Origin of the sequence: Rhizobium alarense, assembly GCF_021555155.1 — a bacterium.
Classification (GTDB): domain Bacteria; phylum Pseudomonadota; class Alphaproteobacteria; order Rhizobiales; family Rhizobiaceae; genus Rhizobium_D; species Rhizobium_D alarense.
The window spans coordinates 1-14542 of sequence record NZ_JAKGBU010000108.1 but is presented as its reverse complement, the minus strand read 5'-3'; the positions used below and the strand labels follow the sequence as shown (position 1 = coordinate 14542).

Sequence of the window (14542 nt, the reverse complement as noted above, 5' to 3'; positions counted from 1 at the left end):
TCTCGAGACGGTGCGGAGCTGGGCGAAGGCCATGGCGCTTCCGGCCGACGCGACGACGGCGGAATTCGGCCCCGGCCAGTTCGAGATCAACCTGCTGCACCGGCCGGACGCCATGGCGGCGGCCGACGACTGCATCTACCTGAAGCGCATCGCCGAACAGGCCGCACGGCGCCACGGCCTCAAGTCGACCTGCATGGCAAAACCCTATGCCGATCATGCCGGCTCCGGCCTTCACGTGCATGCGAGCGTCATCGATGGAAATGGCCGGAACATCCTCGATGCGAAGGGCGGCGACCCGGTCAGGCTGAAATCGATCTGCGCCGGCATGCTGCAGACGATGCGCGACGCGCAACTCATCTTCGCCCCCTTCGCCAATTCCTACCGCCGCTTCCAGCCCGGCTCGTTCGCGCCGGTCGACCTCACCTGGGGCTTCGGCCACCGCGGCACGGCGATCCGCATTCCCGACAGGGACGGGCCGGCGGCCCGCGTCGAGCACCGCGTCGCGGGCGCCGACGTCAATCCGCACCTGCTGCTCACCGCGATCCTTGGCGGCATCCTGCTCGGGCTCGACGAAGAGCTCGATCCCGGCCCGGCGACCGAGCCCGGCAGGGACGCGCCGCCCGCGACGCGGCTGACGCACGACTTCCTGACCGCCGTCGAGGCATTCTCCGCCTCGCCCTTCATTGCCGACGCATTCGGCGAGCGCTACCGGAAACTCTATGGCGACACAAAGCGCAAGGAGGCGACCACCTTCCTGCGCACGGTCTCGGATTTCGACTACCGGACCTACCTGCCGCGCATCTGAGCCGGCTCAGGCCGCCGCAGAGGACCTGGCCACCGCGCTGGCCTCGGCCTTCGGCGCGATGACCTTGAGCTCGCCGGAATGCAGCCGCAGCGAGACGTCCCGGTTCATCGGCAGCAGTTCGCCGTCGATGACGCAGTTGATGGCGCGATCCACCTTCGGGAAGTGCAGGTCGACGGCCGCGCCGGTCATCTCGGTCACGTCGGGATTGTCCCTGAGCCTGCCGCGCAGGATGTCGACCGCGAGCTTCGCCACGCCGCCGGGCTTCAACGGCTGGGTCGTGTAGAAACCCAGATGCCCGCCCGTCACGTCATCGGCATAGAGCAGGGAAACGTTGCCGAACCGGTTGTTCGAGACGTTGATGGCGGAAACCTTGCGGTGCTCCCGGACGCCGTCGACCTCGAACTCGACCTCGAATTCCGGCGGATCGAAGACGACGCCGGTGGCGGCGCGCACATTGGCGGCGATCTTGCCGAGCCGCGATCTGTAGGTCATCGCGTTGCGCAAGCGAACCATGCGGGCATGCAGGCCGGCGGCGAACTGGTGCACGAAGGCGCGGCCGTCCGCGCTGCCGATGTCGGCCTCGACGACCTGACCGTTCGCCAGCGCGGCGAGCGACTGCCAGACGTCGAGCGGGATCTTCAGGGAGCGTGCGAAGAGGTTCATGGTGCCGGCCGGCACCACGCCGAGCGGAATGCCGCTCTTCCAGGCAAAGCCCGCGGCCGCCGAGATCGTGCCGTCGCCGCCGCCGGCAAGCATCACGTCGAGATCGTCCCGGCCGGCGCAGCGCTTCAGCGCCATCTCGATGTCGGCACCCTCGACGACGTCGCAATCGAGATGATGGCCGGCATCGGCGAACACCTTCTCCGCATGGCGCACGAAGGCATCCATGTCGGTCGTGCGGAAGGTGCCGCCGTCCTTGTTGAAGATCGCCTGAACTCTCATCCGCCGTGCTCCACCGCGTGCGCCGCATGCACTTGAACGCCGCGGTCCATAGATAGTTGCGAAATCGGTAAAAAACAGGGCAGCGCGGCGGCCGGTCCGACCCGATCTTGTCCGTGTTTTTGCACCGCAACATCCGCCCTGCAAGAAATTGCAGGTAGGCAGACGGGCGAGGCTTGCTGTATTGCTGCAGGGCCGGCGCGTGGCGCCGGCCAGCGTCATTACCTTCACGCATGGCCCCCGGGCCGGACAAATCCGCAATCGTGGCCAGGAGGAGTGGTCGCCCTTGCCGTGTCCGTCACTTGACGCGTCGCGTGGGGACATCCGTTTGCGGAGCAACCGTGTCTGACCTCTCCCTCGCCTCGCCTGCCGCGCCCTCCTCCGGCCCGGTCGAGCTTCCTCCCCTGACCGTGGCGCTGATCATCGTGGCGCTCGCTGCCGGCAGCTTCGGCATCGGCACCGGCGAATTCGCCATCATGGGCCTGCTGCCGGACGTGGCCAGGAGCTTCGGCGTCACCACGGCCGAAGCGGGTTACGTCATCAGCGCCTATGCGCTCGGCGTCGTCGTCGGCGCGCCGGTCATCGCCGTCATCGGCGCGCGCTTCCGCCGCCGCGACCTGCTGCTCGTCCTGATGGCGATCTTCGCGGCCGGCAACATCGCAAGCGCGGTCGCTCCGACCTTCGAGAGCTTCATGCTGATGCGCTTCCTCACCGGCCTGCCACACGGCGCCTATTTCGGCGTGGCCGCCCTCGTCGCGGCTTCCATGGTGCCGATGAACAGGCGCACGCAGGCGGTCGGCAAGGTCATGCTGGGCCTGACGCTTGCGACGCTCATCGGCACGCCGCTCGCCGCCTTTTTCGGCCAGTTGCTCGACTGGCAGTACATGTTCGCCGCCGTCGGCGTCACCGGTGTCCTGACCGTCGTGCTCATCACCGTGTTCCTGCCGCGCGACGGAAGCGCGTCCGGCGGCAACGCGCTCGCCGAGCTCGGCGCGCTGAAGCGCAAGCAGGTCTGGCTGACGCTCGGCATCGCGGCCACCGGATTCTGCGGCATGTTCGCCGTCTTCAGCTACATCTCGCCGATCGTCACCGAGGTCGCGGGGCTGTCGGTCGCCATGGTGCCGGTGATGATGGCGCTGTTCGGCGCCGGCATGATCGTCGGCAACGTCTTCGGCGCGAAGCTTGCCGATCTCTCCCTCATGCGCACGATCGGCTGGTCGCTGTTTGCCTATTTCCTCGTGCTCCTCGGGCTGTCGCTGTCCGCGCACGACCCGGTCCTGCTCGGGCTCTGCTGCTTCCTCATCGGCTGCAGCTTCGTCGTCGGGCCGGCGCTGCAGACGCGGCTGATGGACGTCGCCGGCAATGCGCAGACGCTCGCCGCCGCGCTCAACCACTCGGCCTTCAACATCGCCAACGCGCTCGGCGCCTTCTTCGGCGGGCTGTCGATCAGCGCCGGCTACGGCTACGGCTCGATGGGTTTCGTCGGCGCCGCCACGGCGGTCGTCGGGCTCGCCGTCTTCGCCGTCTCGCTGACGCTCGACAAGCTCGACCGGCGGGCGGAAGCGCTCGCGGCATCGGGCTGCCCTGCCGAATAGGACCGGATCAGGCGGCGCTTTCCACTGCGCCGGCGTCCGCCCCGTCTTCCGGGAAGGGGCGGATGGTGCTGCGGCCGTCCTCGCATATCACGTTTTCGTGACCCCAGACGGCAAGTGCCGCGATGACCGGCTTGAGGCTCCGGCCGGCCGGCGTCAGCGCATAGTCGACATGCGGCGGCACGACGGGGTGGATCGTGCGCGAAATGATGCCCGCCTCCTCCAGTTCGCGCAGCTGCTTCGTCAGCATGCGCTGCGTCACGCTCGGCAGCTTTCGCCGCAACGCATTGAATCGCAAGGTTCCTTCCATCAGGTGGTAAAGGATGACACCCTTCCATTTGCCGTCGAGGAAGGAGAGCGTCGATTCGACCGGACAGCCCGGAAAGCGGTTGGTGAGCTTGGCGCGGGGGCGGGACATTGACGGTATCCTTTTCGGCACTATGTGCTCAAAATGTGCATTCTTGCACCTTTCGATGATAGTGCGCAGGTAGCTCCCATTCAACGCGAAAGGAGCACATCATGCGCGCAGTTGCCTATCGGTCCCCCCAACCCATTGACGCCGACACGTCCCTTCTCGATGTCGAGCTGCCGGTGCCGGAACCGAAGGGCCGCGACCTGCTGGTCGAGGTCCGCGCCGTTTCGGTCAATCCCGTCGACACCAAGATCCGGGCGAACGTTCTGCCCGCCCAGGACGAGCTGAAGGTGCTCGGCTGGGATGCGGCGGGCATCGTCAAGGCCGTCGGCCCGGAGGCCACGCTGTTCAGGCCGGGTGACGCGGTCTTCTACGCCGGTGCGATCGACCGGCCCGGCACGAATTGCGAGTTCCATCTGGTCGACGAACGGATCGTCGGGCGCAAGCCGGAAACGCTCGGCTTCGCCGAGGCGGCGGCCCTGCCGCTGACGGCGATCACCGCCTGGGAAACGCTGTTCGACCGCCTGAAGGTCGGCGACCCGGTGCCGGGCGCGGCAAACGCCATCCTCGTCATCGGCGGCGCGGGCGGCGTCGGATCGATTGCCGTGCAGTTCGCCCGCGCGCTCACCGACCTCACCGTCGTCGCCACCGCCTCGCGGCCGGAGACGCGGGACTGGGTGCGGCAGCTCGGCGCCCATCACGTCGTCGACCATTCAAAGCCGCTCGCGCCGCAGGTCGCGGCCCTTGGCATCGGCGCGCCCGGCTTCGCCTTTTCGACAACCAACACGGAAAGCCACGTGGCGGGGATCATCGAGATGATCGCGCCGCAGGGCCGCTTCGCACTGATCGACGACCCGGCGAGCCTCGACATCATGCCCTTCAAGCGCAAGGCGCTGTCGGTGCACTGGGAGATGATGTTCACGCGGTCACTCTTCGCCACCCCCGACGTGATCGAGCAGCATCGCCTGCTGACGGAGGTTGCCCGGCTCGTCGACGAGGGCGTCATTCGCACGACGCTGTCCGAAACTCTCGGGACGATCAACGCCGCCAATCTGCAGACGGCTCATGCGATGATCGAGAGCGGGCGCACGCGCGGCAAGCTGGTGCTCGAGGGTTTCTGACCGCGGTCCACGCCGAAAACGGCAACCGGCGCGTGTCACCGCGGTGACAGGAGCGCCGGCAAACTCTGCTAGGAATGACGTCAGCGCGGCCCGCACATCGGCTTTTCGGCCGACGGCCCGCTCCTCCGGAGCCACCGATCGCTCCGGAGGTTTCCCAACGGCATTGCTCGGAGATTGACATGCCTGCATTGATCGACAGCATCCTCGGCACCCGCTGGTTCGGCTGCCTCGCCCGCGCCGTCCTGACCTCCATGTTCTGGTTGAGCGGCATCGCCAAGCTCGCCGACTTTCCGGCCGCGACCGCCGAAATGGCGCATTTCGGCCTGGAGCCGCCCGCCGCCTTCGCCGCCGCCGTGATCGTCACGCAGCTCGTCGGCTCGGCGCTTATCATCGCCAACCGACGGACCTGGCTCGGCGCCGGCGCGCTCGCCGTCTTCACCGCCTTGACGATCCCGATCGTGCACCACTTCTGGACGATGGATGAGCCGTTCAAAACCCTCGAATTCTACGTGGTCATGGAGCACGTCACGGTCATCGGCGCCCTGATGGTCGTCGCCTGGAAATCCGCCCCCTCTCCCGCCGCCGCTGCGCATTGACGGCGGGACGGACGCCGCCCCGCCGCCTCTCGGGGCGGCGTCCCTATCCCTCCCGGCGCTCCGGCAGCTTCAGCGGCCCGCCGGTCTTGATCGCGCGGATCGCGAAGTTGGAGCGGATGTCGCTGACGCCGGGCAGCGCCAGCAGCGTTTCGGTCAACAGCGTCTCGTAGGCGGAAAGATCCTCGACGACCACCTCCGCGAGAAAGTCCGCATTGCCGGAGATAAGGAAACAGGAGACGACCTCGGGAATGGCGAGCAGCGCCTCCTGCTGGGCACGCGCATTCTCCTGGCTGTGCCGGCCGACCTTGATCTCGACGAAGACCGTCAGGCCGAGCCCCACCGCCTTGCGGTCGATGTCGGCGCGGTAGCCGCGCAGCACGCCGGACCTTTCGAGATTGCGGATGCGGCGCAGGCAGGGCGACGGCGACAGGTTCACCCGCTCGGCGATCTCCACATTGGTGGCCCGCGCATCGTCCTGCAGCACCCTGAGGATCGCGATGTCGAATTTGTCCAGATTTGGCATATCCATGAACTTTGTTGAGGAATATTGGCAGGATATTGCCATTGTGTGCCTCACAGCGCCACAGATAGCAAGGACATGCCCCGGCCTTCCGGGCTAGGTTTTCCTCCGGAGGCGCCGGAGCGCCGGGAGCGAAAGGAGCCAACCATGTCCGTTCTTGCTGACAGCCGCAGTGACAGCCCGTCCGTCGCGGCCGGGTATGCCGGCGCCGTCGTCACCGTTCTCATCTGGGCGGCCTGGGTGCTCGCCACCCGCCACACCGCCTCGACGTCGCTCGGCACGGTCGACATCGGTCTCATCCGCTACGGCATCCCCGCCCTCGTGCTGGCGCCCGTCTGGCTGCGCACCGGGCTTTTGCCGAGGGGCGTGCCGCGCGCCACGCTGGCGATCATGGTCGCGGGCTCCGGCTTCCTGTTCTTCCAGGTGACCGCAGGCGCGCTGCAGGCGACCCCGGCGGGCCCGGCGGGCATCCTGCTCGGCGGCTCCATGCCGCTCGCAACCGCGCTGATCGGCATGGCGCTCTTCGGCGAGCGGCCGGACCGCATGCGCCTGCTGGGCCTCGGGGCGATCGTCGCCGGCGTCGCCATCCTGCTTGGCGGCAGCATCCGCGAGAGCGGCATGACGCTCGCCGGCCTCCTGCTGCTGCCGGTCGGCGCGGTGCTCTGGGCGAGCTTCACCCACGCCTTCCGCCGCTCCGGGCTGTCGGCGCTCCAAGGCACGGCGGTCATCGCCGTCTGGTCCTTTCTTGCCCACCTGCCGCTGGCCGCCCTCTTCGGCGTCTCGCTGCACCGGGCGCCGCTCGCCGAACTGCTGCCGCAGGTGGCGAGCCAGGGCCTGCTGTCCGGCCTCGTCGCCACCTTCGCCTACGGCACCGCGATCCGGGCGCTCGGCGGCTCGCAGGCGGCCGCCTTCACCGCCATCACGCCGGTGCTTGCCACTGTCGGCGGCGGCTACGTGCTCGGGGAACCGGTCGGCCTGTTCGCCGTGGCGGCGGCCCTCGTCGTCGGCGTCGGCGTGGCGCTCTCGACCGGCGTGCTGTCGAAACGATGACCTGCCGCCGAAACGACGGAGGGGCCGCGCCCGGCGCAGCCCCTCCGTCGTTTGATTGTCGCCGGGAGGCCCGGTCAGGCCTGCAGCACGACCACCCGGCCGCCGACCTCGGCTCGTTCGAAAAGGTCGATCACGTCGTGGTTCAGCATGCGCACACAGCCGCTCGACATGGCCTGGCCGATCGAGGCGGGCTGGTTGGTGCCGTGGATGCGGAACATCGTGTCGTTGCCGCCGCGATAGAGATAAAGCGCGCGGGCGCCGAGCGGATTGTGCAGGCCGGGCGACATGCCGCCGGCGAAACGGCGGTTGCGCGGGTCGCGGCGCATCATGTTGCCGGTCGGCGTCCAGGTCGGCCATTCGGCCTTGCGTCCGATATAGGCCGTGCCCGCCAGCGCATAGCCGTTGCGGCCGACGCCGATGCCGTAGCGCATCGCCCGCCCGTCGCCGAGCACGTAGTAGAGCCGGCGCGCCGGCGTATCGACGACGATGGTGCCTGCCGGATAACCCGCCTCATAGGCCACTTCCTGGCGCCGCAAGTCCGGCGCGATCTTGTCGAAGGGGATCGCCTTCAGCGGATAGGGTTCGTCGGGGACCGCCGCATAGTTGCTGCGATAGCTGGTTTCGCCGGTCGCGCAGCCGGCGAGGAGAGCGGACATGCCGAGAAGAAAGCCGCGGCGGGAAGTCGACATGCGAAAGCCCCTTAACAAGTCGTCTACGGGGCTGAAATTATGTGTTTATGGTTAAAGGCGGGTTAAACGGAGACGCCTCTCCGGCGGCCGTTCCCCTTGCTGCGCGGGACGTTCGCCCTCTCTAGCGTCAGTTCCAGAATCTGCGCGTAGACCGGGTCGTCTTTCATGGCCTCACAGTCGATCCATGCTGTCGCCTGCTCCATCGACGGGAGTCCGGGTGGTCCAGTCTCCCCGAACATTACATGTTCGGGTAGACCGGCCCTTCGCCGCCCTGCGGCGGCACCCAGTTGATGTTCTGGTTGGGGTCCTTGATGTCGCAGGTCTTGCAGTGCACGCAGTTCTGCGCGTTGATGACGAAGACGTCTTCGCCGTCCTTCTCCACCCATTCGTAGACGCCGGCGGGACAGTAGCGCGTCGACGGGCCGGCATAGACGTCGAGTTCCGAGGTCTTCTGCAGCTCCAGATCCTTCACCTGGAGGTGCACCGGCTGGTCCTCCTCGTGGTTGGTGTTCGACAGGAACACCGAGGAGAGGCGGTCGAAGGTCAAGACGCCGTCCGGCTTCGGATAGTCGATCCTCTGGTGTTTCGCGGCCGGCTCCAGCGACTGGGCATCCGTCTTGCCGTGTTTCAGCGTGCCGAAGAAGGAGAAACCGAAGAGCGTGTTGGTCCACATGTCGAGGCCGCCGAGCGCCACGCCGACGGCCGTGCCGAACTTCGACCAGAGCGGCTTGACGTTGCGGACCTTCTTCAAGTCCTGCCCGATGGCGCTGTCGCGCCAGCCCTGCTCGATCTCGACCGGCTCGTCGTTGGCGCGGCCGGCCGCGATGGCATCGGCCAGCTTCTCGGCGGCCAGCATGCCCGACAGCACCGCGTTGTGGCTACCCTTGATGCGCGGCACGTTGACGAAGCCGGCCGAGCAGCCGATCAGCGCGCCGCCGGGGAAGGAGAGCTTCGGCACCGACTGGTAGCCGCCCTCGGTGATGGCGCGGGCGCCGTAGGAGAGCCGCTTGCCACCCTCGAAGGTGCCGCGGATCGCCGGATGGGTCTTGAAGCGCTGGAATTCCTCGAAGGGATAGAGGTAGGGGTTCTTGTAGTTGAGATGCACCACGAAGCCGACGGCGACGAGGTTGTCCTCGAGGTGATAGAGGAAGGAGCCGCCGCCGGTCTTCATGCCGAGCGGCCAGCCGAAGGAATGCTGCACGAGGCCCGGCTTGTGGTTCTCGGGCTTCACCTGCCAGAGCTCCTTGAGGCCGATGCCGAATTTCTGGGGCTCGCGGTCCTTCTGCAGGTCGAACCGGGCGATGAGCTGCTTGGCGAGCGAGCCGCGCACGCCCTCGCCGATCAGCGTGTATTTGCCGAGCAGCGCCATGCCGCGGGTAAAATTCGGGCCGGGCTCGCCGTTCTTTTCGATGCCCATGTCGCCGGTCGCCACGCCGATGACCGCGCCCGCATCGTTGTAGAGCACCTCGGTCGCGGCAAAACCCGGATAGATCTCGACGCCGAGCTCCTCGGCCTTGGTCGCCAGCCACCGACAGACGTTGCCAAGCGAGACGATGTAGTTGCCGTGGTTGTTCATCAAAGGCGGCATGGCGAAGTTCGGCAGCCGCACGGAGCCGGCCGGACCGAGCAGCAGGAAATGATCGTCGGTCACCTCGGTCTTGAAGGGATGGCTGTCGTCCTCGCGCCAGCCGGGCAGCAGCCGGTCGATGCCGATCGGGTCGACGACGGCGCCCGACAGGATATGCGCGCCGACCTCGGCGCCCTTTTCCAGAACGACGACGGAAAGCTCCGGATTGACCTGCTTCAGCCGGATCGCCGCCGACAGGCCCGCCGGGCCGGCGCCGACGATCACCACGTCGAACTCCATGCTCTCGCGCTCGGGAAGCTCCATCTCTGCGCTCATCTGCCGTCTCCTGCCTGCCGCGGCCGTCTGTCCAAAGTGCCGCGTCCCTCTGTGCGGTTTGTCATGGCAAATGCGGCAGCCGTTGTCGAGCCGAACTGCGACAGGCAATCCCCGCATTTGCGCATGACGTCATCTCCCGTTCAAACTTATTGACCTTCACGTAAACGTCAATACTCATATCAGGGATGCCCGCTTGATTCCGCCGGGCCCCGGCGATAGCAACCATGCGGTCAGACCCGGCCAATGCGGTGGAATCTATGCCAAAGCCAGAGGACGGCCTCAACGGAATCGGCGAAAATCTTTTCATTCTGCGCGGCGAGCGGCTGCGCGGCCGGCATTCCGGCGAACATCCGGACAATCTCGGTGCAGACCTGCTGGTCGCGCCCGCATCGACTGCGGAGGCGGCCGCCGTGGTCGCCTGGTGCGGCGCAAATGCCGTCCCCGTCGTGCCGCAGGGCGGGCTGACGGGGCTTGTCGGCGGATCGGTCAGCCGGCCCGGCGACGCGATCCTGTCTTCGGAACGACTGAACCGGATAGAGCGCATCGACGCCGCAGCGCGCCTTGCGGTGGTCGAAAGCGGCGTGACGCTGCAGGCGCTGCAGGAGGCCGCCGCGCCCTTCGGCCTGACCCCGGGCATCGATCTCGCCTCGCGCGGCAGCGCCACGATCGGCGGCATGATCTCGACCAATGCCGGCGGCATCCTCGCCTTCCGCAACGGCGTGATGCGCCACCAGGTGCTCGGCCTCGAGGCCGTGCTGCCGGACGGCACGGTCTTCAGCGACATGACGGAAGTGGTGAAGACGAGCGCCGGGCCGGACATGAAGCAGCTGCTGATCGGTGCCGAAGGCGCCTTCGGCTTCGTTACCCGTGCCGTCCTTCGCCTGGAGCCGGTGCGGCCGCACCGCGCCACCGCCCTTCTCTGCGTGCCGGATGCCGGTTCGGCGCTCAGGATCGTCGACGGTCTGCTGCGGTGCCCCGGCGCCCAGCTCGAGGCTGCCGAACTGATGTGGCGCCGCTTCTTCCTCGACAGCGCCCGCACGCACGGTTTCGATCTCGGCTGGCTGGAGGGCGACGCGGCCGCGGTCCTGCTCGTCGACCTGTCGGCCGAAACGGTGGAGCGGGCGACCGCCGAACTGGAGGCGAGCCTGGAGACCCTCTGGTCCGATGCGGGGATCACGAGCGGCATCGTCGCCCAGTCGCTCGACCAGGCCCGGCGCTTCCGCGATCTGCGCGAGGTGTCGGACTTCATCTATCGCCTGCATCCGGATGCGCCGTCCTTCGACGTGTCGCTGCCGCAGGGCGCGCTCGATCGCTATGTCGCGGCGCTCGATGCGCGGCTCGCAGCGCTCGGGCTCGAAGCCTATGTCTACGGCCATATCGCCGACGGCAACCTGCATGTCTCCGTCTTCGGCGAAGGCGCCCCGGACGCCGCGATGCGCGATCCGATCGAGGACGCCGTCTATGCGGGGATCGGCGAGACGGGCGGGAGCTTTTCGGCCGAACACGGCGTCGGCCTCGAGAAACGGCGCGCCTATCTGGCGCAGGGCAACGCGGCGCGCCGTGCAATGGCGCAGGCTTTAAAGCGGACGCTCGATCCGAAGGGCATCTTCAACAGGGGCAAGGTTCCGTTCTGACGGCTGCGGCTGCGGCGGAGACAGGTGAAAGGAAAGACGATGGATCTCGGCATCACGGGAAAACGTGCGCTGGTGCTCGCCTCCTCGCGCGGGCTCGGCAAGGGCATCGCCACGGCGCTTGCGGCCGAAGGAGCGGACGTGCTGCTCTGCGGCCGCAGCGCGGAGACGCTGGCCGCCAATGCCGAGGCGATCAACGCGCGCGGCGCCGGTCGGGCCGACTGGGTGGAGGCGGACCTGACGGACGCGGCCGCCGTCGATGATCTCGCCCGGGCCGTCGACGGGGCGCTCGGCGGGCTCGACATCCTCGTCAACAATTCCGGCGGCCCGACGCCGGGATCGACCGAGGCCATGAGCGGCGAGACGCTGATGCTCTATTTCCAGTCGATGGTGCTGCGCCAGATCGCGCTCGCCAACCGCTTCCTGCCGGCGATGAAGGCGCAGCGCTGGGGCCGCATCCTGACCGTCGCCTCCTCGGGCGTCATCGAGCCGATCCCCGGCCTCGCCCTCTCCAACACGCTGCGCCCGGCGCTCGCCGGCTGGTCGAAGACGCTCGCCGCCGAGGTCGCCGAATTCGGCATCACCACCAACCTGCTGCTTCCCGGCAGCATCCTGACGGACCGGCTGACGAGCCTCGACCGGGCCGCGGCGGAACGCAGCGGCCGGCCGGTGGAGGAGATCACGGCGCAGTCGGAACGGGCGATCCCGGCGCGGCGCTACGGCACCGTCGAGGAATTCGCCGCCGTCGCCGCCTTCCTCTGCAGCGCGCGCGCGAGCTACGTCACCGGCACGCTGGTGCGCTGCGACGGCGGCGCGGCACGGTCGCTCTGACGGCCGGCGGCGGTACAACCCGCGAGCCTCACCCCTCGATGCGCTTCAGCCGCGCAAGGTCATGATCGACATGGCTCATCATGGCCTTCTGCCGTTGTGACATCTGCCCGGCCTGGTCCATCACCTCGCTGATCTTCTTGAAACTGTCGAAGAGCGTGCCGAGTTGTTCCAGGATCTGGCCGTATCCATCCTGGGCGCCCACCAGTTTCCGTTCGGAAAGCTGGATGTGGTTGCCGAGGATGCCGATCGAGGCCTCGACCTGAGCGAGCGATTCCCGGCTCTTGTCGAGCGTTTCCTTCGTGCTGGTCGCGAGGTTGCGCACCTCGTTGGCGACGATCGCGAAGGCGCGGCCCGCCTCGCCGGCCCGCGCCGCCTCGATGGTGGCGTTGAGCGACAGCAGGTTGGTCTGCATGGTGATCTTGTCGATGACGCCGACGATATCATTCAGACGCTGCGTCATCGATGCGACCTTGCGGAACTCCTCTTCCAGCAGACCCTGCTGATCGTTGACCGAGACCGCCGCGATCCGCCCTTCCATGTCGGTACGCATCCCGTCGACGCTGTTGCGGATATGGTCCGTCTGGCCGATGACCTGGTCGATCTGCCCCGTGAAACCGAGGGTCTGGTCGATGAAGCCGGTCAGGCGGCCGATGACCTTCTTGCGCATGTCGTTGACGAGTTGCTGGCGCTTCAGTTCGGACTGCGTGAAGTAGCGGGCAAAACGCGCGTAGTGGATCGGAAACTCGTCGACATAGGGATCGTGGAACGTCTCCCCCGCCTCCACCTTGAAGAAGACGACCGCCGTCAGCGTCTGGTTGACATTGATGCCGAAAAGTTCGCCGAAGGTCGAGAAGCCTGCGGTCGCGATGCCGCCCCAGAGCTGGTCGAGCTGTCGGAGCGCACGGCCGTTGCCGAGGCGCCGCAGAATACAGTCGTTGAGGATCGCCGCCACCGGCTGCGGCTTGTCGCGGAAAAACCGCTCCATGTCCCGCCGGGTCTGCTCGGCAAAGTCGGTCGCGCGCACGAGATGCAGCTCGTCGCCCGGATTGACATCGCAATAGAAGCTGACGACGCCGTTCCTGTGGTCGATGTCGGCCACCGAGCGCACATAGAGTTCGCCATTCATCCTGAGCGCGAAGGCATGCCCTTCGAGCTTCGCCTTCAGCTCTTCCGGCCGGCAGCCCATCAGCGCGCACATTGCCTCGACGATCGGTACGATCTCGACCGATTCGACGTCGACGGCAGCCGTCACCTGGCGCTTTTCCGGCCTTGCCTCGATGACGACCAGCGACTTGCCCGTCGCGACGAAGTTCTGGCTCTTGAGCACCGCATAGCGGCTGCCCCTGGCGACCTTGACGAAGGCGATGACCGCGTGGTTTTCCAGGATCCTTTCGCCGTCGAAGACATAGGTATTGGCGAAATCGAGCTTGCCCCCGGCCGATCCCCCGACGAAGAGGCACGGAAACCGGCCGCTCTCATAGATCGCCTCCATGAAGTAGTTCTCCGAGGCCGAAAGACCGTCGATCACGGCGAGTGCGATCGTGTCCTCGCAGCGGATGTCGAACGGAACCTGGATGCGGGAAAGCTCGTCGACCAGTTGTGCGACGCGCTGGGCGCGCGGCTTGTTCGGCCGGCCGCCGCGAATGTCCTCATTGGCGAGCGGAACGGCCTGGATCGATACGGCGTCGATGACATCCGGCCCGAAGATCTGCAGCACCACGTTGTCCCAGGGTCCATCGGCCGGGCAATAGAGCGGCTGGTTGCGCATCTCCTCGCCGAGATTGCAAAGCTCGCCGGCCGTCGTCGTTGCGAGGAGGGGCAGCCCGCCGCATGCCTGCCTGATCCGGCCGCAGACCGCCGCGAAATCGACATGCGGGGAGACATAGGCGAGAACCAGCCGGGCCGGACGGCCGGAAAACGTCCAGGCATCCGCCGGCAGCCCGTCAAGCCGGGAGTTCGTGCGCAGAACGCGGCTTGCTTCATAGGACGGCGGGCCTGGCTGTGTCTCAACGACGTCGACATCGATATTGGTTTCGGCAGCGAAGCGATCGCCGGCCGGCCGTATCGGCGTCACCTGCGGCACCGGATCAGCCCGCCGGTCCACTGCCTGCCGTTTCAACAACGAGAACATCACGCATCCCCTGCATCAAAAGTCGACAAGACGATGGGTGACAATCTTTAATATTCGCTAAATGCGAACAACTAACTTATTGATTTATATTGTATTTTTGACATTTATCAATTCTCCTGCGCTTTCGCTGCGCGCGGCGCGCCGCTTCCGGCAGACAACGACCCGCCTCTTCGGGTCGAAATGTCCCGCGCCCGCCGCCGGACTGAAGAGCCCGACCACGCAACGCCCCCCGCGTGCCGGCAGAGCAGGGGAATCGCATTTGAAAAAAGTTGTGGCGGATTGATTTGAGATGGATTCTGTAGGGAGCTCTTTTGTTGGAGCT

Annotated in this window: 12 protein-coding genes and 1 pseudogene; 7 read left to right on the top strand and 6 right to left on the bottom strand. The window is 67.0% G+C overall.

Annotated features, from left to right (window positions below; translation table 11 throughout):
- Positions 1-805, top strand: a pseudogene (locus LXM94_RS23255) (glutamine synthetase); the annotation flags it as partial.
- Positions 806-811: 6 nt separating this feature from the next.
- On the opposite strand, the gene LXM94_RS23250 reads toward LXM94_RS23255, so the two are convergent.
- Positions 812-1747, bottom strand: a complete 936-nt coding sequence (locus LXM94_RS23250; RefSeq protein ID WP_235773854.1) for a diacylglycerol/lipid kinase family protein — start codon at positions 1745-1747, stop codon at positions 812-814.
- Positions 1748-2085: 338 nt separating this feature from the next.
- Between LXM94_RS23250 and LXM94_RS23245 the strand changes: the two genes are divergently transcribed.
- Positions 2086-3339 carry an MFS transporter gene (locus LXM94_RS23245; protein WP_235773853.1) on the top strand — a complete coding sequence of 418 codons (1254 nt, stop codon included), beginning with the start codon at positions 2086-2088 and terminating at the stop codon, positions 3337-3339.
- Between the two features lie 7 nt (positions 3340-3346).
- Here LXM94_RS23245 and LXM94_RS23240 read toward each other — a convergent pair whose 3' ends face one another.
- Positions 3347-3754, bottom strand: a complete 408-nt coding sequence (locus LXM94_RS23240; protein WP_235773852.1) for a winged helix-turn-helix transcriptional regulator — start codon at positions 3752-3754, stop codon at positions 3347-3349.
- A gap of 101 nt (positions 3755-3855) precedes the next feature.
- Between LXM94_RS23240 and LXM94_RS23235 the strand changes: the two genes are divergently transcribed.
- A complete protein-coding gene (locus LXM94_RS23235; protein ID WP_235773851.1) occupies positions 3856-4869 on the top strand; it encodes a zinc-binding alcohol dehydrogenase family protein in 1014 nt (337 codons plus the stop codon).
- A gap of 179 nt (positions 4870-5048) precedes the next feature.
- Positions 5049-5465 (top strand): DoxX family protein, encoded by a 417-nt coding sequence (locus LXM94_RS23230; RefSeq protein ID WP_235773850.1) that lies wholly within the window; start codon positions 5049-5051, stop codon positions 5463-5465.
- Positions 5466-5508: 43 nt separating this feature from the next.
- Here LXM94_RS23230 and LXM94_RS23225 read toward each other — a convergent pair whose 3' ends face one another.
- Entirely contained in the window at positions 5509-5988 is a 480-nt protein-coding gene (locus tag LXM94_RS23225; RefSeq protein WP_235773856.1) for an Lrp/AsnC family transcriptional regulator, read from the bottom strand.
- Between the two features lie 144 nt (positions 5989-6132).
- Between LXM94_RS23225 and LXM94_RS23220 the strand changes: the two genes are divergently transcribed.
- Positions 6133-7035, top strand: coding sequence for a DMT family transporter (locus LXM94_RS23220; RefSeq protein ID WP_235773849.1), 903 nt, complete (start codon positions 6133-6135; stop codon positions 7033-7035).
- A 74-nt stretch (positions 7036-7109) separates the two neighbouring features.
- On the opposite strand, the gene LXM94_RS23215 is transcribed toward LXM94_RS23220, so the two are convergent.
- Positions 7110-7724 carry a L,D-transpeptidase gene (locus LXM94_RS23215; protein WP_235773848.1) on the bottom strand — a complete coding sequence of 205 codons (615 nt, stop codon included), beginning with the start codon at positions 7722-7724 and terminating at the stop codon, positions 7110-7112.
- A 238-nt stretch (positions 7725-7962) separates the two neighbouring features.
- Positions 7963-9627, bottom strand: coding sequence for an electron transfer flavoprotein-ubiquinone oxidoreductase (locus tag LXM94_RS23210; protein ID WP_235773847.1), 1665 nt, complete (start codon positions 9625-9627; stop codon positions 7963-7965).
- A gap of 257 nt (positions 9628-9884) precedes the next feature.
- On the opposite strand from LXM94_RS23210, the gene LXM94_RS23205 reads away from it, so the two are divergent.
- Together LXM94_RS23205 and LXM94_RS23200 are read left to right on the top strand one after the other, a co-directional pair.
- On the top strand, positions 9885-11261 hold the full coding sequence (locus tag LXM94_RS23205) for an FAD-binding oxidoreductase (protein WP_235773846.1): 1377 nt from the start codon (positions 9885-9887) through the stop codon (positions 11259-11261).
- 39 nt (positions 11262-11300) lie between these two features.
- Positions 11301-12089, top strand: a complete 789-nt coding sequence (locus LXM94_RS23200; protein WP_235773845.1) for an SDR family oxidoreductase — start codon at positions 11301-11303, stop codon at positions 12087-12089.
- 28 nt (positions 12090-12117) lie between these two features.
- Here LXM94_RS23200 and LXM94_RS23195 read toward each other — a convergent pair whose 3' ends face one another.
- Entirely contained in the window at positions 12118-14220 is a 2103-nt protein-coding gene (locus LXM94_RS23195) for a methyl-accepting chemotaxis protein (RefSeq protein ID WP_235773844.1), read from the bottom strand.
- Positions 14221-14542 lie beyond the last annotated feature (322 nt).

Bases quoted from the DNA above. Each gene is read 5' to 3' on its own strand.
- LXM94_RS23205 (WP_235773846.1), top strand. From the start codon at position 9,885: ATGCCAAAGCCAGAGGACGGCCTCAACGGAATCGGCGAAAATCTTTTC.
- LXM94_RS23195 (WP_235773844.1), bottom strand. From the start codon at position 14,220: ATGTTCTCGTTGTTGAAACGGCAGGCAGTGGACCGGCGGGCTGATCCG.
- LXM94_RS23230 (WP_235773850.1), top strand. From the start codon at position 5,049: ATGCCTGCATTGATCGACAGCATCCTCGGCACCCGCTGGTTCGGCTGC.
- LXM94_RS23200 (WP_235773845.1), top strand. From the start codon at position 11,301: ATGGATCTCGGCATCACGGGAAAACGTGCGCTGGTGCTCGCCTCCTCG.
- LXM94_RS23210 (WP_235773847.1), bottom strand. From the start codon at position 9,627: ATGAGCGCAGAGATGGAGCTTCCCGAGCGCGAGAGCATGGAGTTCGAC.
- LXM94_RS23240 (WP_235773852.1), bottom strand. From the start codon at position 3,754: ATGTCCCGCCCCCGCGCCAAGCTCACCAACCGCTTTCCGGGCTGTCCG.
- LXM94_RS23235 (WP_235773851.1), top strand. From the start codon at position 3,856: ATGCGCGCAGTTGCCTATCGGTCCCCCCAACCCATTGACGCCGACACG.
- LXM94_RS23220 (WP_235773849.1), top strand. From the start codon at position 6,133: ATGTCCGTTCTTGCTGACAGCCGCAGTGACAGCCCGTCCGTCGCGGCC.
- LXM94_RS23225 (WP_235773856.1), bottom strand. From the start codon at position 5,988: ATGCCAAATCTGGACAAATTCGACATCGCGATCCTCAGGGTGCTGCAG.
- LXM94_RS23215 (WP_235773848.1), bottom strand. From the start codon at position 7,724: ATGTCGACTTCCCGCCGCGGCTTTCTTCTCGGCATGTCCGCTCTCCTC.
- LXM94_RS23250 (WP_235773854.1), bottom strand. From the start codon at position 1,747: ATGAGAGTTCAGGCGATCTTCAACAAGGACGGCGGCACCTTCCGCACG.